21 protein-coding genes and 1 riboswitch are annotated in these 22,427 nt (G+C 55.8%); of the genes, 11 read left to right on the top strand and 10 right to left on the bottom strand.

Features of this window, described 5'->3' with window-relative positions; all coding sequences use genetic code 11:
* Nucleotides 1-87 precede the first annotated feature (87 nt).
* Complete coding sequence (locus ACJ77P_RS00335; RefSeq protein WP_408998688.1) at nt 88-396, top strand: hypothetical protein; 309 nt, start codon at nt 88-90, stop codon at nt 394-396.
* Nucleotides 397-523: 127 nt separating this feature from the next.
* Nucleotides 524-586: riboswitch (Fluoride riboswitch) on the top strand.
* A gap of 19 nt (nt 587-605) precedes the next feature.
* Nucleotides 606-1,808, top strand: a complete 1,203-nt coding sequence (locus ACJ77P_RS00330) for a cation:proton antiporter (protein WP_408998687.1) — start codon at nt 606-608, stop codon at nt 1,806-1,808.
* Nucleotides 1,809-2,163: 355 nt separating this feature from the next.
* Here the strand turns inward: ACJ77P_RS00330 and ACJ77P_RS00325 are convergent, their stop codons facing one another.
* The 8 genes from ACJ77P_RS00325 to ACJ77P_RS00290 form a co-directional block, all read right to left on the bottom strand.
* Nucleotides 2,164-3,141, bottom strand: a complete 978-nt coding sequence (locus ACJ77P_RS00325; RefSeq protein ID WP_367361300.1) for a diguanylate cyclase domain-containing protein — start codon at nt 3,139-3,141, stop codon at nt 2,164-2,166.
* Nucleotides 3,135-3,962, bottom strand: a complete 828-nt coding sequence (locus ACJ77P_RS00320) for an HDOD domain-containing protein (RefSeq protein ID WP_367361299.1) — start codon at nt 3,960-3,962, stop codon at nt 3,135-3,137. The genes ACJ77P_RS00325 and ACJ77P_RS00320 overlap by 7 nt, the downstream gene beginning before the upstream one ends.
* 37 nt (nt 3,963-3,999) lie before the next feature.
* Nucleotides 4,000-4,299 (bottom strand): hypothetical protein, encoded by a 300-nt coding sequence (locus ACJ77P_RS00315; protein WP_367361298.1) that lies wholly within the window; start codon nt 4,297-4,299, stop codon nt 4,000-4,002.
* A gap of 63 nt (nt 4,300-4,362) precedes the next feature.
* Entirely contained in the window at nt 4,363-4,767 is a 405-nt protein-coding gene (locus ACJ77P_RS00310) for a response regulator (RefSeq protein ID WP_367361297.1), read from the bottom strand.
* Between the two features lie 110 nt (nt 4,768-4,877).
* The gene (locus ACJ77P_RS00305) at nt 4,878-5,717 is read right to left on the bottom strand and encodes an MBL fold metallo-hydrolase (protein WP_367361296.1); all 840 of its coding nucleotides are present in this window, start codon (nt 5,715-5,717) and stop codon (nt 4,878-4,880) included.
* A 144-nt stretch (nt 5,718-5,861) separates the two neighbouring features.
* A complete protein-coding gene (locus tag ACJ77P_RS00300) occupies nt 5,862-7,709 on the bottom strand; it encodes a bifunctional homocysteine S-methyltransferase/methylenetetrahydrofolate reductase (RefSeq protein WP_408998686.1) in 1,848 nt (615 codons plus the stop codon).
* A complete protein-coding gene (locus tag ACJ77P_RS00295; RefSeq protein ID WP_408998685.1) occupies nt 7,706-7,837 on the bottom strand; it encodes a hypothetical protein in 132 nt (43 codons plus the stop codon). The genes ACJ77P_RS00300 and ACJ77P_RS00295 overlap by 4 nt, the downstream gene beginning before the upstream one ends.
* A gap of 426 nt (nt 7,838-8,263) precedes the next feature.
* A complete protein-coding gene (locus ACJ77P_RS00290; protein ID WP_408998684.1) occupies nt 8,264-9,844 on the bottom strand; it encodes a DEAD/DEAH box helicase in 1,581 nt (526 codons plus the stop codon).
* A gap of 317 nt (nt 9,845-10,161) precedes the next feature.
* Between ACJ77P_RS00290 and ACJ77P_RS00285 the strand changes: the two genes are divergently transcribed.
* Together ACJ77P_RS00285 and ACJ77P_RS00280 are read left to right on the top strand one after the other, a co-directional pair.
* Nucleotides 10,162-11,418 (top strand): M48 family metallopeptidase, encoded by a 1,257-nt coding sequence (locus ACJ77P_RS00285; RefSeq protein WP_408998683.1) that lies wholly within the window; start codon nt 10,162-10,164, stop codon nt 11,416-11,418.
* Between the two features lie 160 nt (nt 11,419-11,578).
* Nucleotides 11,579-12,073 carry a zinc ribbon domain-containing protein gene (locus ACJ77P_RS00280; protein ID WP_367361291.1) on the top strand — a complete coding sequence of 165 codons (495 nt, stop codon included), beginning with the start codon at nt 11,579-11,581 and terminating at the stop codon, nt 12,071-12,073.
* A 221-nt stretch (nt 12,074-12,294) separates the two neighbouring features.
* Here ACJ77P_RS00280 and ACJ77P_RS00275 read toward each other — a convergent pair whose 3' ends face one another.
* Entirely contained in the window at nt 12,295-13,170 is an 876-nt protein-coding gene (locus ACJ77P_RS00275) for an EamA family transporter (RefSeq protein ID WP_367361290.1), read from the bottom strand.
* A gap of 211 nt (nt 13,171-13,381) precedes the next feature.
* Here ACJ77P_RS00275 and ACJ77P_RS00270 point away from each other — a divergent pair, with 211 nt between their 5' ends.
* Nucleotides 13,382-13,744 carry a response regulator gene (locus tag ACJ77P_RS00270; protein WP_367361289.1) on the top strand — a complete coding sequence of 121 codons (363 nt, stop codon included), beginning with the start codon at nt 13,382-13,384 and terminating at the stop codon, nt 13,742-13,744.
* A 67-nt stretch (nt 13,745-13,811) separates the two neighbouring features.
* On the opposite strand, the gene ACJ77P_RS00265 is transcribed toward ACJ77P_RS00270, so the two are convergent.
* Nucleotides 13,812-14,309, bottom strand: coding sequence for a cyclic nucleotide-binding domain-containing protein (locus ACJ77P_RS00265; protein ID WP_408998682.1), 498 nt, complete (start codon nt 14,307-14,309; stop codon nt 13,812-13,814).
* A gap of 522 nt (nt 14,310-14,831) precedes the next feature.
* Between ACJ77P_RS00265 and ACJ77P_RS00260 the strand changes: the two genes are divergently transcribed.
* The 6 genes from ACJ77P_RS00260 (at nt 14,832) to ACJ77P_RS00235 (ending at nt 22,362) form a co-directional block, all read left to right on the top strand.
* Nucleotides 14,832-15,203 (top strand): response regulator, encoded by a 372-nt coding sequence (locus tag ACJ77P_RS00260; protein WP_367361287.1) that lies wholly within the window; start codon nt 14,832-14,834, stop codon nt 15,201-15,203.
* Between the two features lie 120 nt (nt 15,204-15,323).
* Complete coding sequence (locus ACJ77P_RS00255) at nt 15,324-16,169, top strand: chemotaxis protein CheX (protein WP_367361286.1); 846 nt, start codon at nt 15,324-15,326, stop codon at nt 16,167-16,169.
* Nucleotides 16,170-16,236: 67 nt separating this feature from the next.
* Complete coding sequence (locus ACJ77P_RS00250; RefSeq protein ID WP_367361285.1) at nt 16,237-18,039, top strand: protein kinase domain-containing protein; 1,803 nt, start codon at nt 16,237-16,239, stop codon at nt 18,037-18,039.
* A 339-nt stretch (nt 18,040-18,378) separates the two neighbouring features.
* On the top strand, nt 18,379-20,835 hold the full coding sequence (locus tag ACJ77P_RS00245; RefSeq protein WP_408998681.1) for a protein kinase domain-containing protein: 2,457 nt from the start codon (nt 18,379-18,381) through the stop codon (nt 20,833-20,835).
* Nucleotides 20,836-20,850: 15 nt separating this feature from the next.
* Nucleotides 20,851-21,654 carry a Stp1/IreP family PP2C-type Ser/Thr phosphatase gene (locus ACJ77P_RS00240; RefSeq protein ID WP_367361308.1) on the top strand — a complete coding sequence of 268 codons (804 nt, stop codon included), beginning with the start codon at nt 20,851-20,853 and terminating at the stop codon, nt 21,652-21,654.
* A gap of 3 nt (nt 21,655-21,657) precedes the next feature.
* Nucleotides 21,658-22,362: an FHA domain-containing protein gene (locus tag ACJ77P_RS00235; RefSeq protein ID WP_408998680.1), complete on the top strand. Its 705-nt coding sequence runs from the start codon at nt 21,658-21,660 to the stop codon at nt 22,360-22,362.
* The last annotated feature ends 65 nt before the right edge of the window (nt 22,363-22,427 follow it).

Here is a 22,427-nt window from a genome sequence, read left to right as displayed (position 1 = left end):
ACACGTTTTTTGCCTTATCCATCCTGAACGGGCTCGGCGCTCCGCGGGAAGATTCAAAGACGGCGGCGTACCCGCAGAAGATGCAGCATGAAGATGGCTCCTATGACTGGGATAAACGTCGCCGTTGGCGACGTCATCCTGATCGGAGAAGCCCCTGCTGGAAAACAATACCCACGGACACTGCACATCGTTTTTGAGGTTACCGAAATCCACGGTATTCGACGGGTGCAACAGGAAGCCACCTGTTCCCTGGATGTGGCCTGGGTTTCCGTGAAGAAATTACCCGACCTTGCCCTTTATCCCGATGTAGGCAAGCAGCTATATGCCTATTTCACCGCAGAATCACGGCATACCTTGACATTCATCAGTAATTGCATGGCACGGGGTTACTGGTAGCGGATCCTTAACGGCCCTTCCTTACATCTCTTCATAATAGCGAGCGACTCGATTGATGATCATGATATCTACTCTTGACAAAAACACTCGGGTTTGCATAATGGCGCGCGTTGTTTGATTTCACTTCTATTGAACAGGTGATGGGGTTCACCTTATAACCGCTTTTATTGCTGATGACTCCTGCAAAATTCTTAATAAGGAGTCACTGCATGGAAACGATTTATCTCGTCGCGGCATTCTGGTTTTTTGCCGCCGTCTTGTCCACCGTTTTAGCCAACCGCCTGAAAATCTCCATCGCCCTGATGGAAATCATCGTCGGGTCCCTCATCGGTTTCGCGGCTTTTCATCTTGATTGCTTCGACAAACTTGATCTGAATGCAGACTGGATGAAGTTCTGCACGGGAACCGGTGCCATGTTGCTGACATTTCTCGCCGGGGCGGAATTGAATCCTGACGTCATGAAATCCAAGATCAAGGAAGTGTCCATCATCGGATTGATTGGATTCTCCTCCCCCTTCATCGGCTGTTTTCTGATTTCATACTACCTCATGGGGTGGGGGTTAGAAGCGAGTTTGCTGTGCGGCATCGCTTTATCGACGACCTCCATGGCTGTCGTCTACGCCGTTATGCTCGAATACGGATTCAATAAAACCGATTTCGGCAAGGGCATCCTGGGAGCCTGCTTCGTCAATGACCTGGGGACAGTCATCGCCCTGGGGTTGATATTTGCGCCTTTTACCTATAGAACGATCCTATTCATTGCTGTAACGATCCTGTTGATTTTTACCCTACGCCCGATGACGGATTTCATCGTCAAACGATTCGCCTATAAGACTGCCGCCATTCGAGCCAAGTGGGTTTTATTCATCTTGCTGTCCATGGGGGTCCTGGCTTTGTGGTCTGGCAGCGAACCCGTGCTGCCCGCCTATGTCTTTGGGATGATCTTGGCGAAAACCATGGAAGAAGACGGTCATTTTGTCAGGAGACTCAGGACACTGACGATCGGCTTTCTAACCCCTCTCTATTTTCTTAGAGCCGGCGCCCTGGTATCCATACCGGCGTTGATCGCTATGCCCAGTATCTTTCTGGCGCTTTTCGGAAGCAAAGTTGTTACGAAGATATTTGGCCTGTATCCGGCCATCCATCGTTTCCGGGAGGACACCAAGGAAAAATGGTACTACACGTTGTTGATGTCCACCGGGCTGACATTCGGAACCATCTCCGCTCTGTACGGCTTAACTCACGACATCATCACCAAGGAACAATATTCATTTATCGTCGGGGCAGTCATCGCCAGTGCCGTGATTCCCACTTTAATCGCGAACAGATATTTTCTGCCAAGCCATCTGCTGGAAGCACCGATTCTGGATGATCAGGCGCCAGACGAAAAAGATATTACAAACAAACTGTAAATCTCGATATGTATTCCTTGATAAACTTCTGGTTGATAATCACTTAAGGAGTTGCAAATTTCACTGGAATTCAATCATCCGTTTGGAAAAAGCTGACTCCGACTTTGTATTTGAAGTCTTGCATTCAAACAAGAAAGCAAAAGAGAAAAACAAGGAAGGACTACAGCAAGGCGGGTCTCTAGAAAGACCGGCATGCCAATAGTGCCACTTTCAACCGGTATTCCATCAAATGTCCCGAATATCTGCTGAAACGCTTTGATTTTAGAAATCTTCAGGGCCGGCGCACAAGCCAAAGGGAATGGCTTCGGAAGGAAAGCGATTTTTTGAACGTATGCTCATGCCGGATGCACTAATTTCAGGGCAGGGAAATCTTGGAGGACAGGGGACCATGGGAACCTGAAGGGACGGGTGCACGCTGGTCCGAGCGGAAGCAGCTGCCGGACTGTGATTTGGCGTAGCACTTCATCTGGGAGACCGCCTCGGTCAGCTCCCCATAGTGCGACAGCCCATGGGCGCGGCGATGGGTCACCCCTCCGATGGAGACGGTCATCAGGGGAAAATGCCTTATCTGCCCCTGCCGATCCACGGATTCGATATAACCCCGTCCCCGGTCATCGGGATCATAAAAGGTCGGAATAATCTGATCGAAGGCTTCGACAATGGCTTTCGAAACGGCTTCCGCAAGGCCCACATCCATGATAAAAATGAAATCATCGCCTCCGATATGCCCGATATAGCTGCCCCGGGGCTGCCGGCTTTGAACAATGCTCAGGATGAGACGCCCCATGACGCGGAGGACCTCGTCGCCCCGGCTGAAACCGTACTTGTCGTTGAAGGGCTTGAAGTGATCCAGATCGGCATAGGCCAGGTCAAACTCCTCACCCCGGTCCAGGCGCGACTGGATTTCACGGTTGATGGAGATATTTCCCGGCAGCCGGGTGAGAGGATTGATCTCCAGCAGCCGTTCGGATCGCAGGATGCAGAGTTCAACGCGGTTGAGCACCTCCGCTTCGAGATCCTTTCTGCGGAGATAATCCTCAACGGGCAGGATATCCCAATTCAGGACTGAGTTTGGTTCACCCAGAATCGCAAGAAAGGGAAGCTGTCGGAAAAGAGGTTCAGCCTTGAACGTCCGAAGGACATCGGCCGTCGCCTCATCATTCTCCTGCCATTCGATCAACACCAGATCCGGCACGTTTGTGTAAAGAAAATCCAGGGCCTGCTGAATCCCCTTGAAGAAAACAACGGAATAAGAGGCGCACAGTTCGCGCTCCAGAAGGATGAACGTATCCGGATTTCCGCCGATCAATACGATGGTTTTTCTGCTCACCATCCCAGGTCATCCCCCATTCCCTTCATGGAATCAATGGTTCGCAGAACATCCCGGATATCCTCTTCGCTGAGATTGAGCTGCTCGAAGGCAGCGGGGGAAACCGCCGGAACCAGGGCGTCGCCGGCATAACCGAAGCCCATGCCCCGGGTCAGGATGTCCGCCAGATGGACGATGGCGGTCTCCATGGGGGCGTCCTTTGCCAGGCCGGGCTTGTGATGGAAGGCAATGACATCCGTCAGATGCTTCGGAAACTGCCATTTTTCGGCAAGCCACAGACCCACTGTCGCATGCGATTCCGAAAAATGCTCCTGTTCAGCGTCGTAGACCAGCATCCCTTTCCGTTCCGCCGTCTTCAGGACCATCCCGTAATCCTGGGGAAATTGCAGCAGGAGGATCACCTTGCCGAGGTCATGAAGCAATCCGGCCACGGACACATCCTCCGTGTTCTTCAGCCCCTTCCTGGCCGCGATGGTCCGCGCCGCGGCAGCGCAGCCGATGGAATGCTCCCGGAGGCCGATCATGGTCGTTTCCATGAGATCCAGAACCGTGACCCCCATCAGCAGCCCCTTGATCACATTGAAGCCCAGCAGCGTCACCGCGTGCGTGACGGAGGAAATCCTTCCCGGAAACCCGAAAATGGCGGAATTGACCATTTTCAGGATTCTGCTGGTAAGGACCGGGTCACTGGATATAAAGCTGCTGATTTCGCTGAGCGAAATCTTTGGATTCCCGATGATCACGGCCAGGCGTTTGATCACGTCGGGAACGGTGGGCAGCATTTCGATCTTTTCAATCTTCTGGCGCAATATCCTGATATCCATGAAATGGCCTTATCCCCGGGATTCCGTCAGCAGGTCCTCATGATTGGTAATGCTCGGTGATCTGCTCTTCCACCAGCTTCTTCAACAGCTTCATGTAGGGTTGCTGCTCCACGGGACGGAATCTCGCCTCCAGTTCCTCCATCAATTTTTCCCACGGTTCGGTCAAGGGGGCGCTGCCTTCGACCTGGATGGATTCAACGGCCATGTTTCGAATCCGCTCGATATAGCCGTCCGTCAATTCCGTCCCCTCTCCGAACAGGACCATTCCGTTTTTCATCAGGATCGGCCTGGCCAGGATCATCCCCGGCTCCAGCTTTTCCGAAGGCACTCTGCGCATGAAACTTCCCAGCTCCTTTCGCTTTCCCGGCAGGTTGTCCGCAGGTTGCCGCCTGCGGATTCCTCAGGACAAAACGCGGCCTTTCGGACTGTCCCAGGACGTTTCCTCCAGAAGTTCATCAACCGCTTCCAGCATATCCTGGAAAACAAACGGTTTGTGAAGCGTCCGATGCGCACCCAGCGCCTTGGCCAGGTTGAGAAAGGCCCTCGGACCGGCGCGGTGTCCGCCGGACATGGCGATAATTTTTACCCAGGGGAATCCCTTCCGCAGGGCCATGATGGTTTCTATTCCATCCATTTCCGGCATGATCAGGTCCGTAATGACGAGATCGGCCCCTGTCAGGCGCTGCATTTCCATGGCGGCCCTGCCGTCCGACGCTTCACACACCCCATATCCTTCCTGCTCCAGGACCTCTTTCAAAACGGTCCGGAGTTCATCATCATCTTCTACAATCAATATCTGCGGCATTTTCAACCTCCTGTTCTTTCGAACGCTCCGACATATCCCTGCGGCCGCTGCCATTGCGCTTGTGAATAAGCGGCTTGATGATCGACTCCCGGTGCCGCATTCCGTTTATTCTACAGGGAAATCTCCATTTCCTGTTCGAGAGCAAAGCAGTCCAGCCGATGCCCGCCAAGCAGGATGGCCTTGCGGCAGTCTTCCACGATGGAATCCAGCTCCGAATCCGTCCGCTCCTGGTTGTGGTGGAACAATCCCAGTTTCTTCACACCCGCATCCAGAGCCAGGCGCAGAGCGTCCCTATATACGGTGTGGCCCCATGCCTTTTTTTTCAGATAGTCCGCCTCGGTATATTCCGCATCATGGATGAGCAAATCCGCCCCTTCGGCAAACTGGCGATAATCTTCATAAAGAAGCCCGCCGGGATGGCGGTGGGTCAATTCATTGTCTGTCAATAACACGCAACTTTTGCCGGCCTCCTCAAAACGATAGCCGCCGCCGCCGTCGGGGTGGCTCAGGGGAACGGGCGTTATCCGCATGGAACCTATGTCAAAGGGTTCAACGCAGGCCGGCCGGAAAGCCAGATTGGCGCAGACGTCTCCAAGGGTGAGGGGAAAGTTCGGCGGCGCCATGATGCGCGAGATCATCTCCCGGGCGGAAATCTGGACAAAGGGGCAACCGATGAGCGTCATGCGCGTTCCCGGGTGGTAGATCGGCTTGAAGAAGGGAAATCCGATCAGATGATCCCAGTGGGCATGTGTAAAGATCAGGGTGTAGTCGAAGCGGCGCTCTTTGAGCAGGAGGTTCCCAAGCCCCCGGATCCCGGAGCCGGCATCGACGATGATAACCTCTCCCTGCTGCGTCCGAATTTCGATACAGGTTGTATCGCCTCCATACTTCAGATATTCTTTCCCGGAAACGGGAATGGACCCCCTTGCCCCCCAGCATCGAACAATCATTTCGCTTTCACTCTGGTCCTATTCAGTCGTTATACCCCTGGGAACCCTGATCCATTAACTCTTTAATTCGTTTGGATGATTCCCCTTTCTCATATCAGTGTCAAAAAATTATTTCCATACAAAAAAAGTTTTCCCTTCCGCCCCTTAACCTTCGCTTTTCCCCAATACGGCCAGGGCGATTTCGACATTGTTCAGGGGGGCGGACACCTGAAAACCGGCAACCCGGTCATGGATTTCCGCACAGATGGTCCTGGCGATCTCGATTCCCGCGTGCCGGCTTTCATCCCCGGACCCGCATCCGGCCATGCGGCGGAGGATCTCCTGCGGCACCACGACGCCGGGAACTTCATTGTTCATAAATTCCGCATTCCGATAACTCAGGAGCGGCCACACTCCGGCCAGAACGGGTATCCGCTTCGCGTATCGTTCGACACGGTCCAGAAAGCGCAGCAGGGCTTCCGCATCAAAGACGGGCTGGGTGATGGCGAATTCGGCACCGGCCTCGATCTTCTGGAAGTACCGGTCTATTTCCCGCTCCAGATCCACGGCGCAGGGGTTCGCGCCCACGCCGATCAGGATGCCCGTGGGCGGGTCCACGGGGCTGCCCCCGATATCCCATCCGGCATTCAGATTGGAAACCACTTTTGTGAGGCCGATGGCATCCACATCGAAGACGCCCGTCGCCTCCGGGCAATTTCCCAGCTTCGGAGGATCCCCGGTGATGATGAGGTAGTTGGTCAGACCGACGGCGTATCCGCCGAGCAGATCGCTCTGCATGCCGATGAGATTCCGGTCGCGGCAGCAGTAATGAACCACCGGTTCAATTCCCACCTCCTTGAGGATGACCAGGGCCGTAATCATGGGCGATACCCGGGCGCTGGCCCGGGGGCCATCGGGGATATTGATGGCGTCGATGCCGGCTTCATGGCAACGGCGGACCTTGGCAAGCATGTTGCTGAAGTCGCTGGCCCGGGGGGGAAGAATCTCCACGGACGTCACCTTCCGGCCGGAAAACATCTTTGCCGCCAGTCGCGATTTCTCCGCTGTGGGGATGATGTTCTGCTGTGCCGGAGCGGGCCGGCGGGAGACGACTTCAATGTGCTTCCGAACACCGCTGAGACCGCGGACGGCGCGGGCCGCAGTGGCGATATGCTCCGGAGTGGAGCCGCAGCAGCCGCCGATCCCGCGGACGCCCAGTTCGATGAACTTCTTGGCGTATTCGGTAAAATATTCGGGATTGGCCAGATAAAGGGTTCGGCCGCCAACGGTCCTCGGCATTCCGGCATTGGGCATCACAACCACCGGTTTGCTCACCACGGGCAGGATCTTCAGCAGGGCTTCGTACATTCCCGCCGGGCCGGTGCCGCAGTTCAGGCCGATGGCATCCACATGGGGATCGGCTTCAAGAGCGGCGGCCAGCTTTTCCGCCGGCGTTCCGGCAGCCGTTTCGCCTTCTTCGTCGACGGCAAAGGAGGCCAGGACCGGCACCCCCTCCTCCCGGGCAATCCGGGCGGCCAGCTGCAGTTCCTTCAAATCCGAAAAGGTTTCCAGAATCACAAGATCGACGCCTTCCCCGGCCAGGGCTTTCACCTGCTCCCGGAAGGCGGCTTCGACTTCCGCAATCTCGCCCCCGGCGATCACCTGGCCGCCCTGGGTACAAGGCCCGACGGAACCGGCCACATACAAGTCCGGTCCGGCCGCCTGGCGGGCCAGCTTAACGGCCGCCCGATTGATCTCGGCCACCTTTTCGGCCAGCCCGTAGGGACGCAGCTTGATCCGGTTGGCGCCGAAGGAATTGGTTTCCAGCACCTCCGCCCCGGCTTTCGCATACTGTTCATGGATTTCCCGGACCAGTCCGGGGCTCGTCAGGCACAATTCGTCGTAGCAGGTTTGAATGAAAACACCCTTGTCATAAATCATCGTTCCCATCGCCCCATCAAAAATCAGAGGGGTCTCGACCAGCCGGGAAAGAATATTCTGCAGAGCACTCATCGTGTCACCTCGAAAATCGCCAGACTCCCATTCCGCATCCATGCGCCGTACAGGTCAACCGACTTCCTGCCGGACACGGCGGCTAAAGAGCGCAGCCTCCTGCTGCCGCCGGAATTTCCTCTTTTCATAGCGTTTTTTCCCCGGCCTGTAAAATAAAAATCCCGCTTGTTGCCTTCATCGTGAGCCGCAATTCAAAACGAGATTCCTGCAACCTCGCAACGGATCGATGGGTGGTGCCGACAAGAAAGACGGCGCAGAGTGCGCCCTGGTCAGGGGTTGGAAGTACTCGTCCGGAATCCGGTATTTCTCCCTGAACTGCAGCTTCCGTGCCCCTGGCTCCGGGAAGAAGGCGTTTCGGTGAGGATTTTCACATACTACGGCACAGGCCACCCCTCCGCAAAGAGAAACCGGTTGCGGAAGGGCTTGAGGGGAAAGGAGGGAACGCCCCCGCGCGGACGGTCAGGCGCTGCTTCAAACCGTGCCGCAGGAGGCAACCTGCTCGGGGATTTGCCGGTTGCCCGAGATGCTGGTGGAGCCCCGAAGGCCCGTCAGGATCAGCCCTTTTCAGCGGGTTCGGGCGATTCTCCCCCTTCCGGAGGCTTCCGGAAAGAACTTCGGGACGGCTTGCGCCGACGCCGCTTCTTTTGTTCGCCGGAAGTCGGGACGGGCGGCGTGTCGATCTGCTCGGATTCCTCCGCGGCGGTCAGTTCCGGAGGCTGGGGGGGCGGCGTGTTCAGGGTGGCCTGGTAAAAATCGTCCACAAGCATGGCGATCAGGGCCATCTCATCCTCGTTCTGCAGCAGAGTTTTAACCAGGGGAAGAAAGCGCTGCATGTGTTCAACCTGAAGGCAGTCCCGCATTCTCAGCTTGGCCTCCAGCAGGGCGGCCACACGCTGGGAAACGATGCCCTCCACTTCCTCGTCTGCGGGCAGAGTCCTCTGCTGCAGGTTAATGCTGAAGGACTTCGCGATGTCCCGCAACCGGAACTGCTCCATTTCCGCGACAAGAGAAATGGCCGTACCGCTGGCGCCTTTGCGGCCTGTGCGGCCGGCGCGGTGAATGTAGGCTTCGGGATCCTCAGGGGGCTCATACTGAATGACATGGGACAGATCGGGGATATCGATGCCCCGTGCGGCTACATCCGTAGCCACCAGAAACCGGAGAAGCCCGTTTTTAATCCTCGCCATCACTTTTTCGCGGGCTTTCTGGGTCAACTCGGAACTCAGCTCATCGGCATCATAGCCGAACCGCTTCAGTACGACGCTCACAAAATGGACCGTGGACTTGGTGTTGCAGAAGATGATGGCGGAGACGGGATTTTCCGCCTCGATAATCCGCACCAGGGAGCGCTCCTTGCCCATACCGGGAACCACATAGTAAATATGCTCCGTCTCCGTCACATGAACCGAATCCCGGCTTAAGCTCAGCAGCTCCGGCTTCCTCAGGAATTCACCCGCCAGGCGAAGGACGTGCGCGGGAAAGGTGGCCGAAAGCAGGTAACCGTTGATCTTTCGGGGGATGAATTCCTGAATCCGCCTCATGTCCGGGTAGAACCCCATGGAAAGCATGCGGTCCGCCTCATCGAAGACGAGAATCGACAGCCTCTTAAGGGACAACGAGCCCCTCATCAGGTGGTCCAGGATCCTTCCCGGCGTTCCAATAACGAGTTGCGCCCCTCCCCGGAAAGCTTCCAGTTGGAGAGTATACCCCACGCCCCCGTAAGCTACGGCGGTCCGGATTCCCGAATTCCCGCTCAGCAGAAGGGCCTCTTTTGAAACCTGAAGGGCCAGCTCCCGCGTCGGAACGAGGATCAGGGCCTGGCAGAAGGCATCCCGGGGGTTGATACGCTCCAGGATGGGCAGGAGATAGGCGCCCGTTTTGCCGCTGCCTGTTTTGGACTGGATCATGAGATCCCGTCCGGCCAGGATGTAGGGCATCGCCTTTGCCTGGACCTCCATCAGTGAAGTCCAGCCGGCGTTGGCTGCGGCGGCCTGCATGGTCGGAGACAATTCTTCGAGACGGACCTCCGCCAGGGTGTCGGCCGGCTCCAGGACCGGCTCTTCCCGGTCGGGATTCAAGTTACTCTCTTTTGACTCTGTGAATTCGGGTTCAGAATTTTCCAGGTTGGGTTCCATAGGCATCCTTGGCAGCTATCGTTTCACTTTCTTTGAGGTTTATTGGGATATCATTTTTCAACGAGTGATCATGTCACCAAATCCGACAACATTCAATATCTAATTTTGCATCTCCCGCGCGTGAACGATGGGCCGGCTGCAGGGACGGCAGTGGGCTGCTCAATGTTTATTCCAATTCGGATTCAAAGGTGGTATCTAAGGCGCCAGGCTTGAAGAGAACCGGCGCGGGAGCCGATGCGCCGGTCGAGCATGACGAAAACCTGCTGTTGACCGCCACACAGGGCGGAACGAAAAAATAGAGGGGTGTTGGGGGACCGATGGTGCAGTTTAACGCCTTGCTGGCGGCTTTCCTGATCGTGTTTCTTCTCCGTGTTTTGCTGAGAGAGGGATTAACCCTCTTGAATATCCGCCATCTGCAGCGCCATGGACGGCGCGTCCCGGAAATGCTTCACGGCGAAATCGATGAGGGCACCCTTTCCCGGATGACGGATTATACGGTGGAGTCATCCCGATTGGCCACGTTGGAGGAAATCGCCGGCGACCTGTTGACGCTGGCCGTTCTCTTCTGCGGCGTTCTGCCCTGGCTGACCGGCGCCCTTGCCGGCATGCAGCTTCCCTTTGTCCTGTCAGGCCTTGTCTTCTTCAGCACCCTGGCGCTGGCCGGCGGCATGTTCGGCCTCCCCTTCGACCTCTACCGAATCTTCGGGATCGAAAAGCACTACGGATTCACCACCATGACCTTCCGGCTATGGCTGGCAGACCTCCTGAAAAACTTCGCCATTTCCACGATCCTCATGGGCCTGCTGGGGGGAGCCTTCCTGTCGCTGCTCCACTACGCCGAGAAATCCTGGTGGATCTGGTCCTGGCTTGTGTTCGCGTCCTTTCAGCTGCTCATGTTATGGCTTTATCCGGTGGTGATCGCCCCCCTGTTCAACCGCTACGAACCGATCCAGGATACGGATTTGAAAGAGGCCGTGATGGATCTGGCGAATCGGGCCGGGCTCGAGATATCGGGAATTTATCAGGTTGATGAAGGCAAGCGGAGCCGCCACACCAACGCGTATTTCACCGGCCTGGGAAAAACCCGGCGGATCGTCCTGTACGACACCCTTCTCGCTTCTTCCACGCAGCAGGAAATTCTGTCCGTCCTGGCTCATGAAATCGGGCACTGGAAAAAACGGCACATCCTCAAGCAGCTGATCTTCATGGAAGCCGCCTCGCTGGGGATGTTCTACCTGTTCTCCCTCCTGCTGGACTGGCCCCTGCTCTATGCCACCTTCGGCTTTCCGCAGCCCGTGACGTACGCCGGGCTTCTGCTCATCGGAATCCTGACGGGCCCCCTGTTCTTTTTTCTAAGCCCCCTTGCCGCCGCGGTGCTCCGCCGGTTCGAGCGGGAAGCGGACGACTTCAGCCGGGCCATCCTGGGCACATCAGCCCCCATGGTTTCGGCCCTGAAGCGCCTGGCCAGGGACAACCTGTCCAATCTCTTTCCTCATCCCCTGTACGTTGCGTTTCACTATTCCCACCCGCCGCTTCTGGAACGGATCACCCGCCTGATGCCCCGGCAGCCGTGAACCGGAAAACGATCCGCCCATGCCTGGAAAAGGCGGGACCTTCAAGGCTTTCCTGCCGCGGGCGACCGGCTTTTGCGGTCCGACGGTGTTCGATGAACTTGATTTTTCACATCCAAGCACTAAAATATCCCCACACATTTCGATGATGCGAGGAGAAGTCATGCCGATTTACGAATTCTACTGCCCGCAGTGCAACACGGTTTACAATTTTTTTTCTCGAAGGGTCGACACGGAAACGATTCCCAGCTGTCCCACCTGCAAAACGGTTCCCCTGACGCGCCAGATGTCGGTGTTTGCCAGAATAACACGCGGCCGCGAGGAGCCGTCGGAAGACGATATGCCCCCCATCGACGAAAGCCGGATGGAAAAGGCGATGAACATGCTGGCCGGCGAGATGGACGGAATCGATGAGGAGGATCCCCGCCAGGCGGTCCGCCTGATGCGGAAGCTGTCCGACCTGACGGGCCTTCAGCTGGGAGACGGCATGGAAGAAGCCCTGAGCCGGATGGAGCGGGGTGAAGATCCGGAACAGATCGAACAGGAAATGGCTGACCTCCTGGATTCGGAAGATCCGTTCACCCTCGCGCAGAAAACGACCAGGGGAACCAGCCGGCGCGCTCAGCCCAGGGTGGATGAAACGCTCTACGATCTGTGACGGTGAAAGTCTGCATGTTCACGAATATATCCATCCCGCAGATCGGAGGGGTCGCCCGATCCGTTCTGACGCTGGCGGCAGGCCGCCCTTCAAACGGCGCCCGCCTTCTGCAGCCGGCTGTGCGCCTCCAGGATGACGGAGTTCTATGCAACCATCCTGGACGCATATTCATCCGAAACCGGCAATGACGATGCCCTCAGCCCCCGGGACACGCTCCTCGGCTAACCGGTCAGACCGATCAGGAGGGCTCCCGTCACCATGAGCGTGGCTCCCGTCATCCTTTCCCCGATCTTTTCTTCCCGAAACCACCAGGCTCCGTACAGCACGCCGAACAGGAGGCTGGTCCTCTTCAGCGCGATCATGTAAGCCGCCTGGGTCAACGAAATAGCCAGCATGTGGCTGAAGATCGTCACGGCCACCATTCCGCCAAGAACCAGTGCCATTCCAGGATTCCGCGTTCTCAGGATCCTGTCCGGCCTCTTCCCCGTGAAGGCCAGGCCCGCCAACATCAGCGCCGTGAGGATCAGATAATAAACAATGCCGAAGTAGCTCGGGCTTGAGTGCAGAACGGCCAGCTTCCCCAGGGTGGCCGTAAAGGCATAGATGAAGGAAACCAGCAGCATCAGCCGGGAGCCGGGCTCCCGGAAAACGGCGAGCACGGGCTGCAAAGCCCCCAGCTTGAAGGAAGATATGTTGAGGCAGTACGAACCGGCGATGATCATAAGGATTCCGGCCAACCCGCCCATCCGGACGGTTTCCCCGAGAAGAAACCAGCCGGTGACGAGGATGAAGCCGGGCGTAAAGGCCAGGAAAGGCACCGAGAGGGAGAGGGGGGACACTTTCAGGGCCTTCATGTAGCACAGGAAGGCGAGCACCTCCAGGGGCAGGCCCGCCAGGACACAGGCCCAGAAAACGGCATCCGTCCGGGCGGGTGAAATGAAGAACGACGCGCCGATCAGCCAGGGAAGCGTGTAGGCCAGGCGGATCAGCCCCATTTCATAGGCGGGCCGGTCACTGAAAAATCGCTTGGTCAAGGCGTCGGACGTTGCCAGGCTCAGGGCGGCGATTAAGGATAGCAGGAAACTTAAAGCGGACAAGTTCCTCCAATGTCTCTTTTCTCATCCATTCCCTTAGAAAAAAATAAGGACATAAATCCTCTAAAATAAGCTTTTCCTTGATAGGAAATTTTTCAGCATCATTCTAAGAAGTCATCTCAACGGGAGAACGTTGCAGAAGAATCCCATCCTGGACGCAAAGGGTTCCCAAGGCATCAGAGCCGGAACAAATCCACGTAAAAAAGGACGGAACATGAACATACTAATCGTTGACGATGACATGGAAATAGTCGATCTGCTGGAATCCAGCGTCTCCCTCTGGGGCTATTCCGCCGCCAAGGCGAACAACGGCATGCAAGCTCTGAAAATGCTGCAGCAGAGTCCTTACGATGTTGTCATAACTGATGCTCAGATGCCCGGAATGACCGGTTTTGAGTTGTGCAAACAGATTTGTTTCCGATATCCCCACATGTACATTATCGGGATCACCGGCTGCCTGGAGGTGCAAAAGTTCCAGGAAGCCGGTGCAGACATCTATTTCAGAAAACCCTTTCCCCTGGAGAAACTCCAGGCCGCACTGGAACATATTTCGCCTGCGTTTCCCGCCGGGAACTGAACGCTCGAAACGGGGCGGCTAAACATTCCGCCATTCCGGGCCTGTGGAGGAAAAATGCCGCTTCCCGTCACAGGTGGTCCACCAGTTTCCCGCTGGTCATACGCAGCCTCTGGCTCATCAGGCGGCCCAGCTTGTACAGGATTTTTGCCCCGAGGATGGGGGCCTCTTCCATAAGCCGGTGAAGATTCGCCCGGGTCAGGACCAGCACGGTCGTATCTTCGGCAGCCTTCACCGAAGCGGAGCGCGGCTCCCCGTCAAAGAGGGACATTTCGCCGAAGGTCTGACCCCTCGTTATGACAGACAGCAGCTTCTCCCTTCCTTCCACATCCTCCTTGATGATGTGAACCCGCCCCTCCGCCAGGATACACATGAACGCCTCCCGGGAGCCTTCATGAATAATCGTGCCGCCCCTGACCGTTCTGGCTCCCTGGAGATAGCGGGCTAAATTTTCCACCTGCCGCCAGCTCAGTTCCGGCATCCATTGGCTGCGCTCCAGCAGCTCCGCTCTTTCCTCGAGGGACGATACCGCCGGGATCATCCCTTCCGAACGGTTCACGTTCAACACCCGTTAAATCTCCCTTCCCTGCACGGGCGGCCTGCGCTTCAAGCCGATCCGGCCCCCTGACGAGCGCCGCCATCATCTCGGCACAAAACAGACAAGGACATGATTTATTGACGTACAGCGTCATTCTTTCTCTCCCTTCCACCCGGAGAGAGAATGTTCAGTCGTCAAGTCGATGACTTCCGAAGGTGATTTTTATCATACATCCGCCATCTTCTCCTGATCGCATCGGACGGCGGCCCTGCATCCGATCCGCACCCTGTAGGTCATGATCACGGAAAAGATTCGTGACCATGAAGGCAGACAAATATCATACCCGACCCGGCCGGACCGCACAGGCGGAACAGTTATAGCATGAAGGAAAAAGATGCTTTAGCCGGAAAAGCCTTGGGAACATTGTTTGACCTTGACCGTACCGCAATGGACGTCATGCCCAGTTTAGGGTCATCATCCGAAAAGTCAATCCCGATGTGGTGATTGCTCTGAAAAAATAAGGAACACGACTATGCAAAAGGGGGAAGAGGGATGAAAGCGATTGTTGCAGATGATTCACGTTTAATACGCGGCATTATCGAAAAGACCGCCGCATCGATTGGTTTCGAAGCCGTGCAGGCCGGCAACGGCAGGGAGGCGCTGAGCCTTCTGGAAGCAAGCGGCGGCGAGATCAATCTGGTTCTCCTGGACTGGAACATGCCTCTTGTGAGCGGCATCGACGTCATCAGAAAAATGCGCGGCGACGATCGCTTCAAAAAGATTCCCGTCTTGATGATATCGACGGAATCTGAAGAAGACCGGATACAGGAAGCGATCCGCGCCGGCGCCCAGGGTTATCTCACCAAGCCCTTTACCGCGGATCAGCTGACCGATGCCATTCATCAGGTGCTGGAAAAACACTGACTCCCCTGAACACAGAATCTGTTCAGAAGCGCCATGGCATGACGGGCCGGGTCACAGCTCCCGGAAATCCATCAGGCGGTCCGGCTAATTTACCAGAAACAGAAAATGGAGATGGATTCTATGAAGAGAATACTTGGAATTGACTGCAGTCCAAAGGTCGAAAAAGTTGTTTCCGGGCTGTTCGGGGGAAACGACGATGTTCAATATGAACAATTTCATGACGGGATCGCCCTCAACGGCTATCAGATGATCATTCTGGAAATGGGCAGAAACCAGGAACACGTTGTGCAGCAGATCTGCAAGCTTCGGTATGCATGCAATTTTCAGAATATTCCCATCATTCTCATCAACGCGCGGAAAAAAGACATCCCGTCGCAACCCTACATCATCGCCGGAGCAACGGAAGTCCTGTCCCTGTCCGATCCCCTGCCCGCCTGCAGGCACATCATGAACGGATACCTGATCCCCGGCAGGGAGCCCCTCGAAGAGGAATTCGAATACCTGGACCCCTTCATCAAAAATACCTGCCATATCCTGCAGACCATGGCCTCCATCCATGTGGAGTTCAAGAAAGTCTACTTCTCCAATACCATCAGAATCTTCGGTGACGTTTCCGGCATCATGGGGCTTTCCGGCAATGCCGAGGGAACGCTCGTGGTCACGTTCTACTGGGATCTGGCCAAATCGATCGTCGCGAAGATGATGGGAATGGAAGAGGGGGAAATCGATGCGGAATTGATCCATGACGGAGTCAGCGAAATCATAAACATGATCAGCGGCTCCACGAAAAAGGAATTTGTGGGAACACCGTACCATTTCGAAATATCGCTTCCCTCGGTCGTCGTCGGCCCCGGCCACCAGATCGGCTATCTGCAGAACACCTCCGTCGCCGTGCTGATCTTCCAGGTCGGGACACAGTCCTTTGCCCTGCATGTCTGCATCAAACCGAAAACGACCCTGTCCTGAGATCGATCCAAGGCCCATGCACCAGGACCCCTGCACTTCAAAACAGTGACTTCCAATGGATATCTTCATGTCGAGATCTATGGACCTTAGAAGCTACATTCTGTTAGTCAACCGCGACAAGAAATTTCTGAACGTGGTCTGCAAATCTCTCCTCGGGGCCGGATACCCGGTGCTTACCGCCACCGCCATGAGCAGCGCCCTGAATCTGCTCTCCAACAATTCCGTAGCGCTCATCATCTGCGACAGCGAACTGGAGGATTCCAGCGGCTATGAATTCCTGGAGTTTATCAAGCACACTCCCCTCTTGAAGAAAATTCCCTTTGTCTTTTTCGTGCCCGTCCACGATCAAGGGAACGCCGGGAAGGCTTTCGGCATGGGGGCCGCCGATTTCATCGTCTATACGCCGGACAGCGGGGCCCCGAACGTCCTGATGAAACGCATCGCTGAAACACTGCCCGCCAAGACCGGCAGGGCGGGAATATCCGCATTGCCCGGCGAAGGGTTTCACCAATCCATTGCCCCGCCCCCGGAGGCCGCTTCTTCGCCGCCGCCGGCCGAGTGCCGGAAAAGCGAAAGGCTGGTCCCCAAACAGACGGTGAACATCGAACTATCCCGCGATTCCATTCTCTGGCTTCCGGGACGAATAAAAAACATCAGCAGGCAGGGCCTGCTGATAGAAACCTCCCTGCTCGGGCGGCTCGGCATGGCCCTTTACATCCGGTTCTCCCTGCCTTGCGGGACATGCGTCGTCGAGAGCCACATCCGGCACATTTCCATCAACAACCACAAGCTGTCGGCGGAAATAGGGGTGGAAACGGAGCAGTCTATCGACTGGATCGAAACATACGATTACGTCGTCAATCTGAAGGAGGAGGGGAAAAAGTCCGCAGTCAAAAAGCCATCTGCAGAGGTGGACAGGCCCATCCAGAAAAAAATTCACGCCGACATGATCATCCGGATGGCGGACAACAGGAAGGCGCCTGCCGATCCGCTATTGAACCATTCCAGCGAGCCCAGAAGCGAAAAGGCGCTGGAAATCAAGTTTTATCGCAGCCTGGTGGGAAAGAAACTGGGAAACTACAAGGCGGTGTCTTTTATCGGCGCCGGAGGCATGGGGGGTGTTTTTAAGGGATGGGATGTTGTCCTTGAACGGAACGTGGCCCTCAAGGTCATCTCCTACAATCTCTCCTCCATCGCGTCCTACAGAGACATGTTTGTCAAGGAGGCGCGCCTCGTCTCCCGTTTTACCCATCCCAACATTGCACAGATCTACTACATCGACCAGGTCGAGGATGTCCTCTACTTCGCCATGGAGCTGATCAATGGGGGGACCCTGGCAGACATCATCAAGGACCGCAATAATCTCAACACCGCCAAAGGGCTGGAACACTTCATCACCATCTGCCGGACGCTGGATTTCGTCAGCCGGCAGAACATCGTCCACCGGGACATCAAGCCCGCCAACATCATGATTGACGACCAGGGCATCTTGAAGGTCGTGGACTTCGGAGTCGCCATCGTCAATGACGGAACCGGCAGAAAAAAGAAGGCCGAGGGCCTGGTCGGCTCACCCCTTTTCGCCTCTCCGGACTCCATTATGGGCCAGCCGCTGGACTGCCGAAGTGACATCTATTCCCTGGGCGCCACGTTTTACAACGTTTTTGCAGGCGTTCCCCCCTTTGAAGGCGACTACGTCGAAGCGATCCTGTTCAAGCACCTCCATGAGGAGCTGGTTCCCCTGAAGAAGAGAAACCCCATCCTGTCAAGCGATCTATCGGATATCATAGGGAAGATGATGGCCAAGAAGCCGGAGGACCGGTATCAGGACTATCAGTCCATCATCGACGATCTCAATGTCCTGATCCATTGAACAAACTCCGCCCTCTGAATCCCCTGATCGGGGGCCCGCCGAATTGCACGGGCACCCGCTTTCCACCCCTTTTTATGCCTTCTGCCGCAATCCGCATCCCATGGATGGATCATAAAAGAACCAGGATGGATCGGCACAAAAAAATTTATGGGGCCTCTGCTCATATCTGGGGTCACATTTTGCATAGAACAGCACCTGAAGGGAAGAACATCCGCAGGAAAATGCCGAACGCCTCGTCCCTCTCATGAAACATCATATTTTGACGCTTCTGTTGGAATTTCCATCACCGGAGACGCTCCCTTTACTACGAAGCGGGTGGGACAAGAACCAGGAGGAATTATGATCCGGCTTAAAAATTCGATCGCTGCAGATGTGGTCATCGTTGTTTTCCTTGTCATTCTGCTGGCCGGTGCCTGCATCCTGCGTTGGACCCCCACGGAACGACTTGAATACAAGGCCTATGATGCCATTTCCGCCTTGAAGGATAAGACCCCGGCATCCAATGTCGTCATCATCGGGATCGACAACAACAGCATTGCCGCCATCGGCCGCTGGCCCTGGTCCAGGGGACACCTCGCCCAGATGATCAGCACACTGAAAGCTTACGGAACCAGGGTCATCGGGGTTGCCATTCCCCTTTCCGAAAAGGACCAAGGCCAGGGACTTGAGGAGATTCGCAATCTTCTCAACGGGTTGGAATCAAAGGGCGTCCGCAACGGACAGCTTTACACAAGCCTGAAAGAAGCGGAAGAGCGGCTGGATCAAGACACCATACTAGCGGCAGCCATCGCTGAGAGCAACCAGGTCGTTCTCCCCCTGTCCTTTGTCCTGGGGGGCTCCCTCGCGGCGGTGGAGGCCCTGCCCGATTATTTGATGCGGAATTCGGTGAAGCTCAGCACGACGGCCCCGAGCCTGACCGCCAGGGAACTGATTTCGCCCCTTTCTGCCTTCGCGGAACCGGCCCTGGCACTGGGGCACACCAACGTGGAGCCCGACAAGGACGGCGCCGTGCGCAGCGAACCGCTGCTCATCCATTATGAAAATCGCTATTACCCCTCCTTCGCCCTGCAGCTGACCCTGAAGTTCCTCAAATACAACCTGGAGCACATCCGCCTGGAAAACGGGTTGGAAATCGGCAGCGCCCGCATTCCCACCTTTGACAGGCATCAGATGCTGATCCATTACGGCGGGGATGTCCCTGTTTATTCCTTTGTGGATGTCATCAACCACAAAGTCCGGCCCGATGTCTTTAAAAACAGGATTGCGATTCTTGTCCTCAACGCCACCGGCCTGGGATCTTTTCAGGCCACCCCCATCGGGCCCGACACCCCGTCCTGGCTCGGGACCGCCAGCACGGTGAACAACATTCTCTACCAGAAGCACATCACGCGGCCTTCATGGGCCATCTGGCTCGAACTGGGAAGCATGGTCCTGTTCGGATGCCTGGTCATCCTGATCACCTCCAGGATGAACTTCCTGTACAGCGCCGCCGCCATGCTGGCCATGCTGGCCCTCTGGTGCGGGTCGGCCGTTTATCTCCTCGCCGGCCACGGCTGTTGGATAAAACCCGTCCATCCCGCGTTGGTCCTGATTCTCGGATATCTCGTTACGGCCTCCCGGAACTATCTCCTTTCCGAAAGCCCACGGGAGAGCATCGAGGCGGACAGCGTGGAAGCCAGCAAAATGCTCGGGCTTTCCTTTCAGGGCCAGGGAATGCTGGACATGGCCTTTGATACATTCCGGAAGTGCCCTGTTGAGGACAAAGCCACGAAAGAGCTCCTGTACAATCTCGGACTCGACTTCGAACGAAAGCGGCTTTTCTCAAAGGCTTCCGCCGTTTACAACCACATTGCCCAGGCCGGCAGCTTCAAGGACATCAATGACCGGATCCAGAGGATCAAACTGGCGGGCGATACCATCAACCATCAGCCCGCCGGGAGCAGAAAGGATGATACAGTCATTCTGCAGGAAACCGAAATCAAGCCGACGATTGGACGCTACGAGATCAGCCGGGAGCTTGGACGCGGAGCCATGGGGACGGTTTACCTGGGCAAGGATCCGAAGATAAACAGGGAAGTGGCGATCAAGACACTGCGCTATGAAGAGATTGAGGAAGAGAGGCTCCTGGAAACCAAGAAGCGGTTTTTCCTGGAGGCGGAAGCCGCGGGAAAGCTATCCCATCCCAACATTGTGACCATCTATGACGTGGGGGAGGATTCCGATCTCGCCTACATGGCCATGGAGCTGCTGGACGGAACGGACCTTGTCAGATACTGCAGCCGGGAAAGCCTCCTGCCGATCCCGGAAGTCGTCCGGATCGTAGGCCTCGTGGCCGGCGCTTTGGACTATGCCCACCGAAACGGGGTTGTGCACAGGGACATCAAACCTTCGAACATCATGATCCTCAATAATGGCGAGATCCGGGTCGCCGATTTCGGAATCGCCCGCGTCATGAGCTCTTCGAAGACCCAGACGGGCGCCGTCCTTGGGACGCCGAGCTACATGTCGCCGGAACAGATTTCGGGCCAGAAGATCGACGGCCGTTCGGACCTTTTTTCTCTGGGCGTCGTTTTTTATGAAATGCTGACCGGGGAAAAGCCATTCCAGGGAGACAGCATCGGGACCCTCATGTACAAAATCACTTCAACGGCTCCCAAGCCTCTCAGGGAGCGGGCTCCTCACCTGCCGGAGCTCTTTGCGGACATCGTGGACAAAGCCATCGAGAAGGACCTGGAGAAGCGCTACCAGAATGGCGGCGAATTCGTCTCTGACCTCGCCGTTTATGCCAACATTTAGGAGATGATCTTGAAAGTGAATATTGCCGGCCAAACCGATAAAGGGCTCATCCGACCGAACAACGAAGATGACTTTTTTCTGGACCCCAAGCGGGGGATTCTGGCTGTGGCGGATGGCATGGGAGGACACGCATCCGGAGAAGTGGCCAGCAAAATGGCTGTGGACGTTCTGCGGAATTATTTCCAGCAGTCCGGAGAAGGCAAAGCCCCCTTGATTGCCTCCTGTTACAATGAAAACTATTCGGATGAGACCAATCAGCTTTGCTCCGCCATTCAGCTGGCCAACAAGGCCATTCATGAAGCGGCAAAGAGCAATCCTCAGCTGCATGGCATGGGAACAACCCTGGCGGCCATCATGATCCAGGGCAGAAAACTGAGCATCGCCCATGTGGGAGACAGTCGGATTTACCTGGTCAGGGCAGGAGAAATTGAACAGTTGACCGACGATCATACCCTGGTATATGAGCAGGTCAAGCATGACCTGATCTCAAAAGAAGAAGCGGAACAGTCCACGATTCGGCATGTTCTGACAAGGGCGCTGGGAATTGCACCCTTTGTGGATGTCGATCTGGATGAGATGACTCTGGCGGAGGGCGATGTGCTGATTCTCTGCAGCGACGGTTTGTCCGGGATGATTTCCGATCAAGAGATTCTGCTTACGGCGGCATCCCTGGACAACCCTTCTGTAGCGTGCCAGAAGCTGATCACGATGGCCAACGAGAAGGGCGGGAAGGACAATATCACCGTTGTTACGGGTTACCTTGCCAAGAAGCGCCGGTTTGCGTCGGTTCTCAAATTTTTTAGATGGTTCAGGAGGTAAAGAATGGCGGAGGTTTTATTGAAATTCAAAGGAGCCGTTGTCAAGGAAATCCCCCTCGAGCAAGATGTCATAACCATCGGCAGAAAGCCGGACAATGATATTGTGATTGACAACCAGGCTGTCTCCGGGCATCATGCAAAGTTCACGAATGAAGGGGAATCCCTCTTCATTGAGGATACGAACAGCCTCAATGGAACATATGTCAACGGGCAGAAAATTTTCAAAAGCGAAATTTTCAACGGCGACATGGTCCTGGTAGGAATTCACACCCTGGAAGTGATTTCCGACCGAAACAGGGACACGGATCCCCGGAACGCGACCCTGAGGGGAAGATCCATGGATGAAACCATGGTGATCGCACCGCAGGATCAGAAGAATCTTCTGGCCGCCACGGGCAAGAACAAGCCTGACGTCCTGGGGGGCTTCGTGATCGTGAATGGATCCACGGAAAGAAGGGATTATCTCCTGAAGGAGAGGGTGACGACCATCGGAAAGGAAGACGGTGCGGGTATCCATCTCAGGGGCTTTTTCGCCCCCAAAGTGGCCGCGCTGGTCAACCGGAGGAAAGAGGGCTACTTCATCAATCCCTCCGGGGGTAAATCCATGAAAATCAATGGACAGGAAATGAACTCCCGTTATGACCTGAAGGACGGAGATCTTGTGGAAGTGGCAGGTCTGAAGATGCAGTTCTATGTCAAGGAAGAATAGGGGATGGCCGTCCCCGGTTCCGCAGACGGCTGAAGAGCCGCGGCCGTAACGAACGTATGAAGAAG

The organism is Syntrophus buswellii (genome assembly GCF_046097065.1).
GTDB classification, from domain to species: Bacteria; Desulfobacterota; Syntrophia; order Syntrophales; family Syntrophaceae; genus Syntrophus; species Syntrophus buswellii.
Note: the sequence above shows the minus strand (reverse complement) of the source record. Positions and strands in the feature narration are given on the sequence as shown.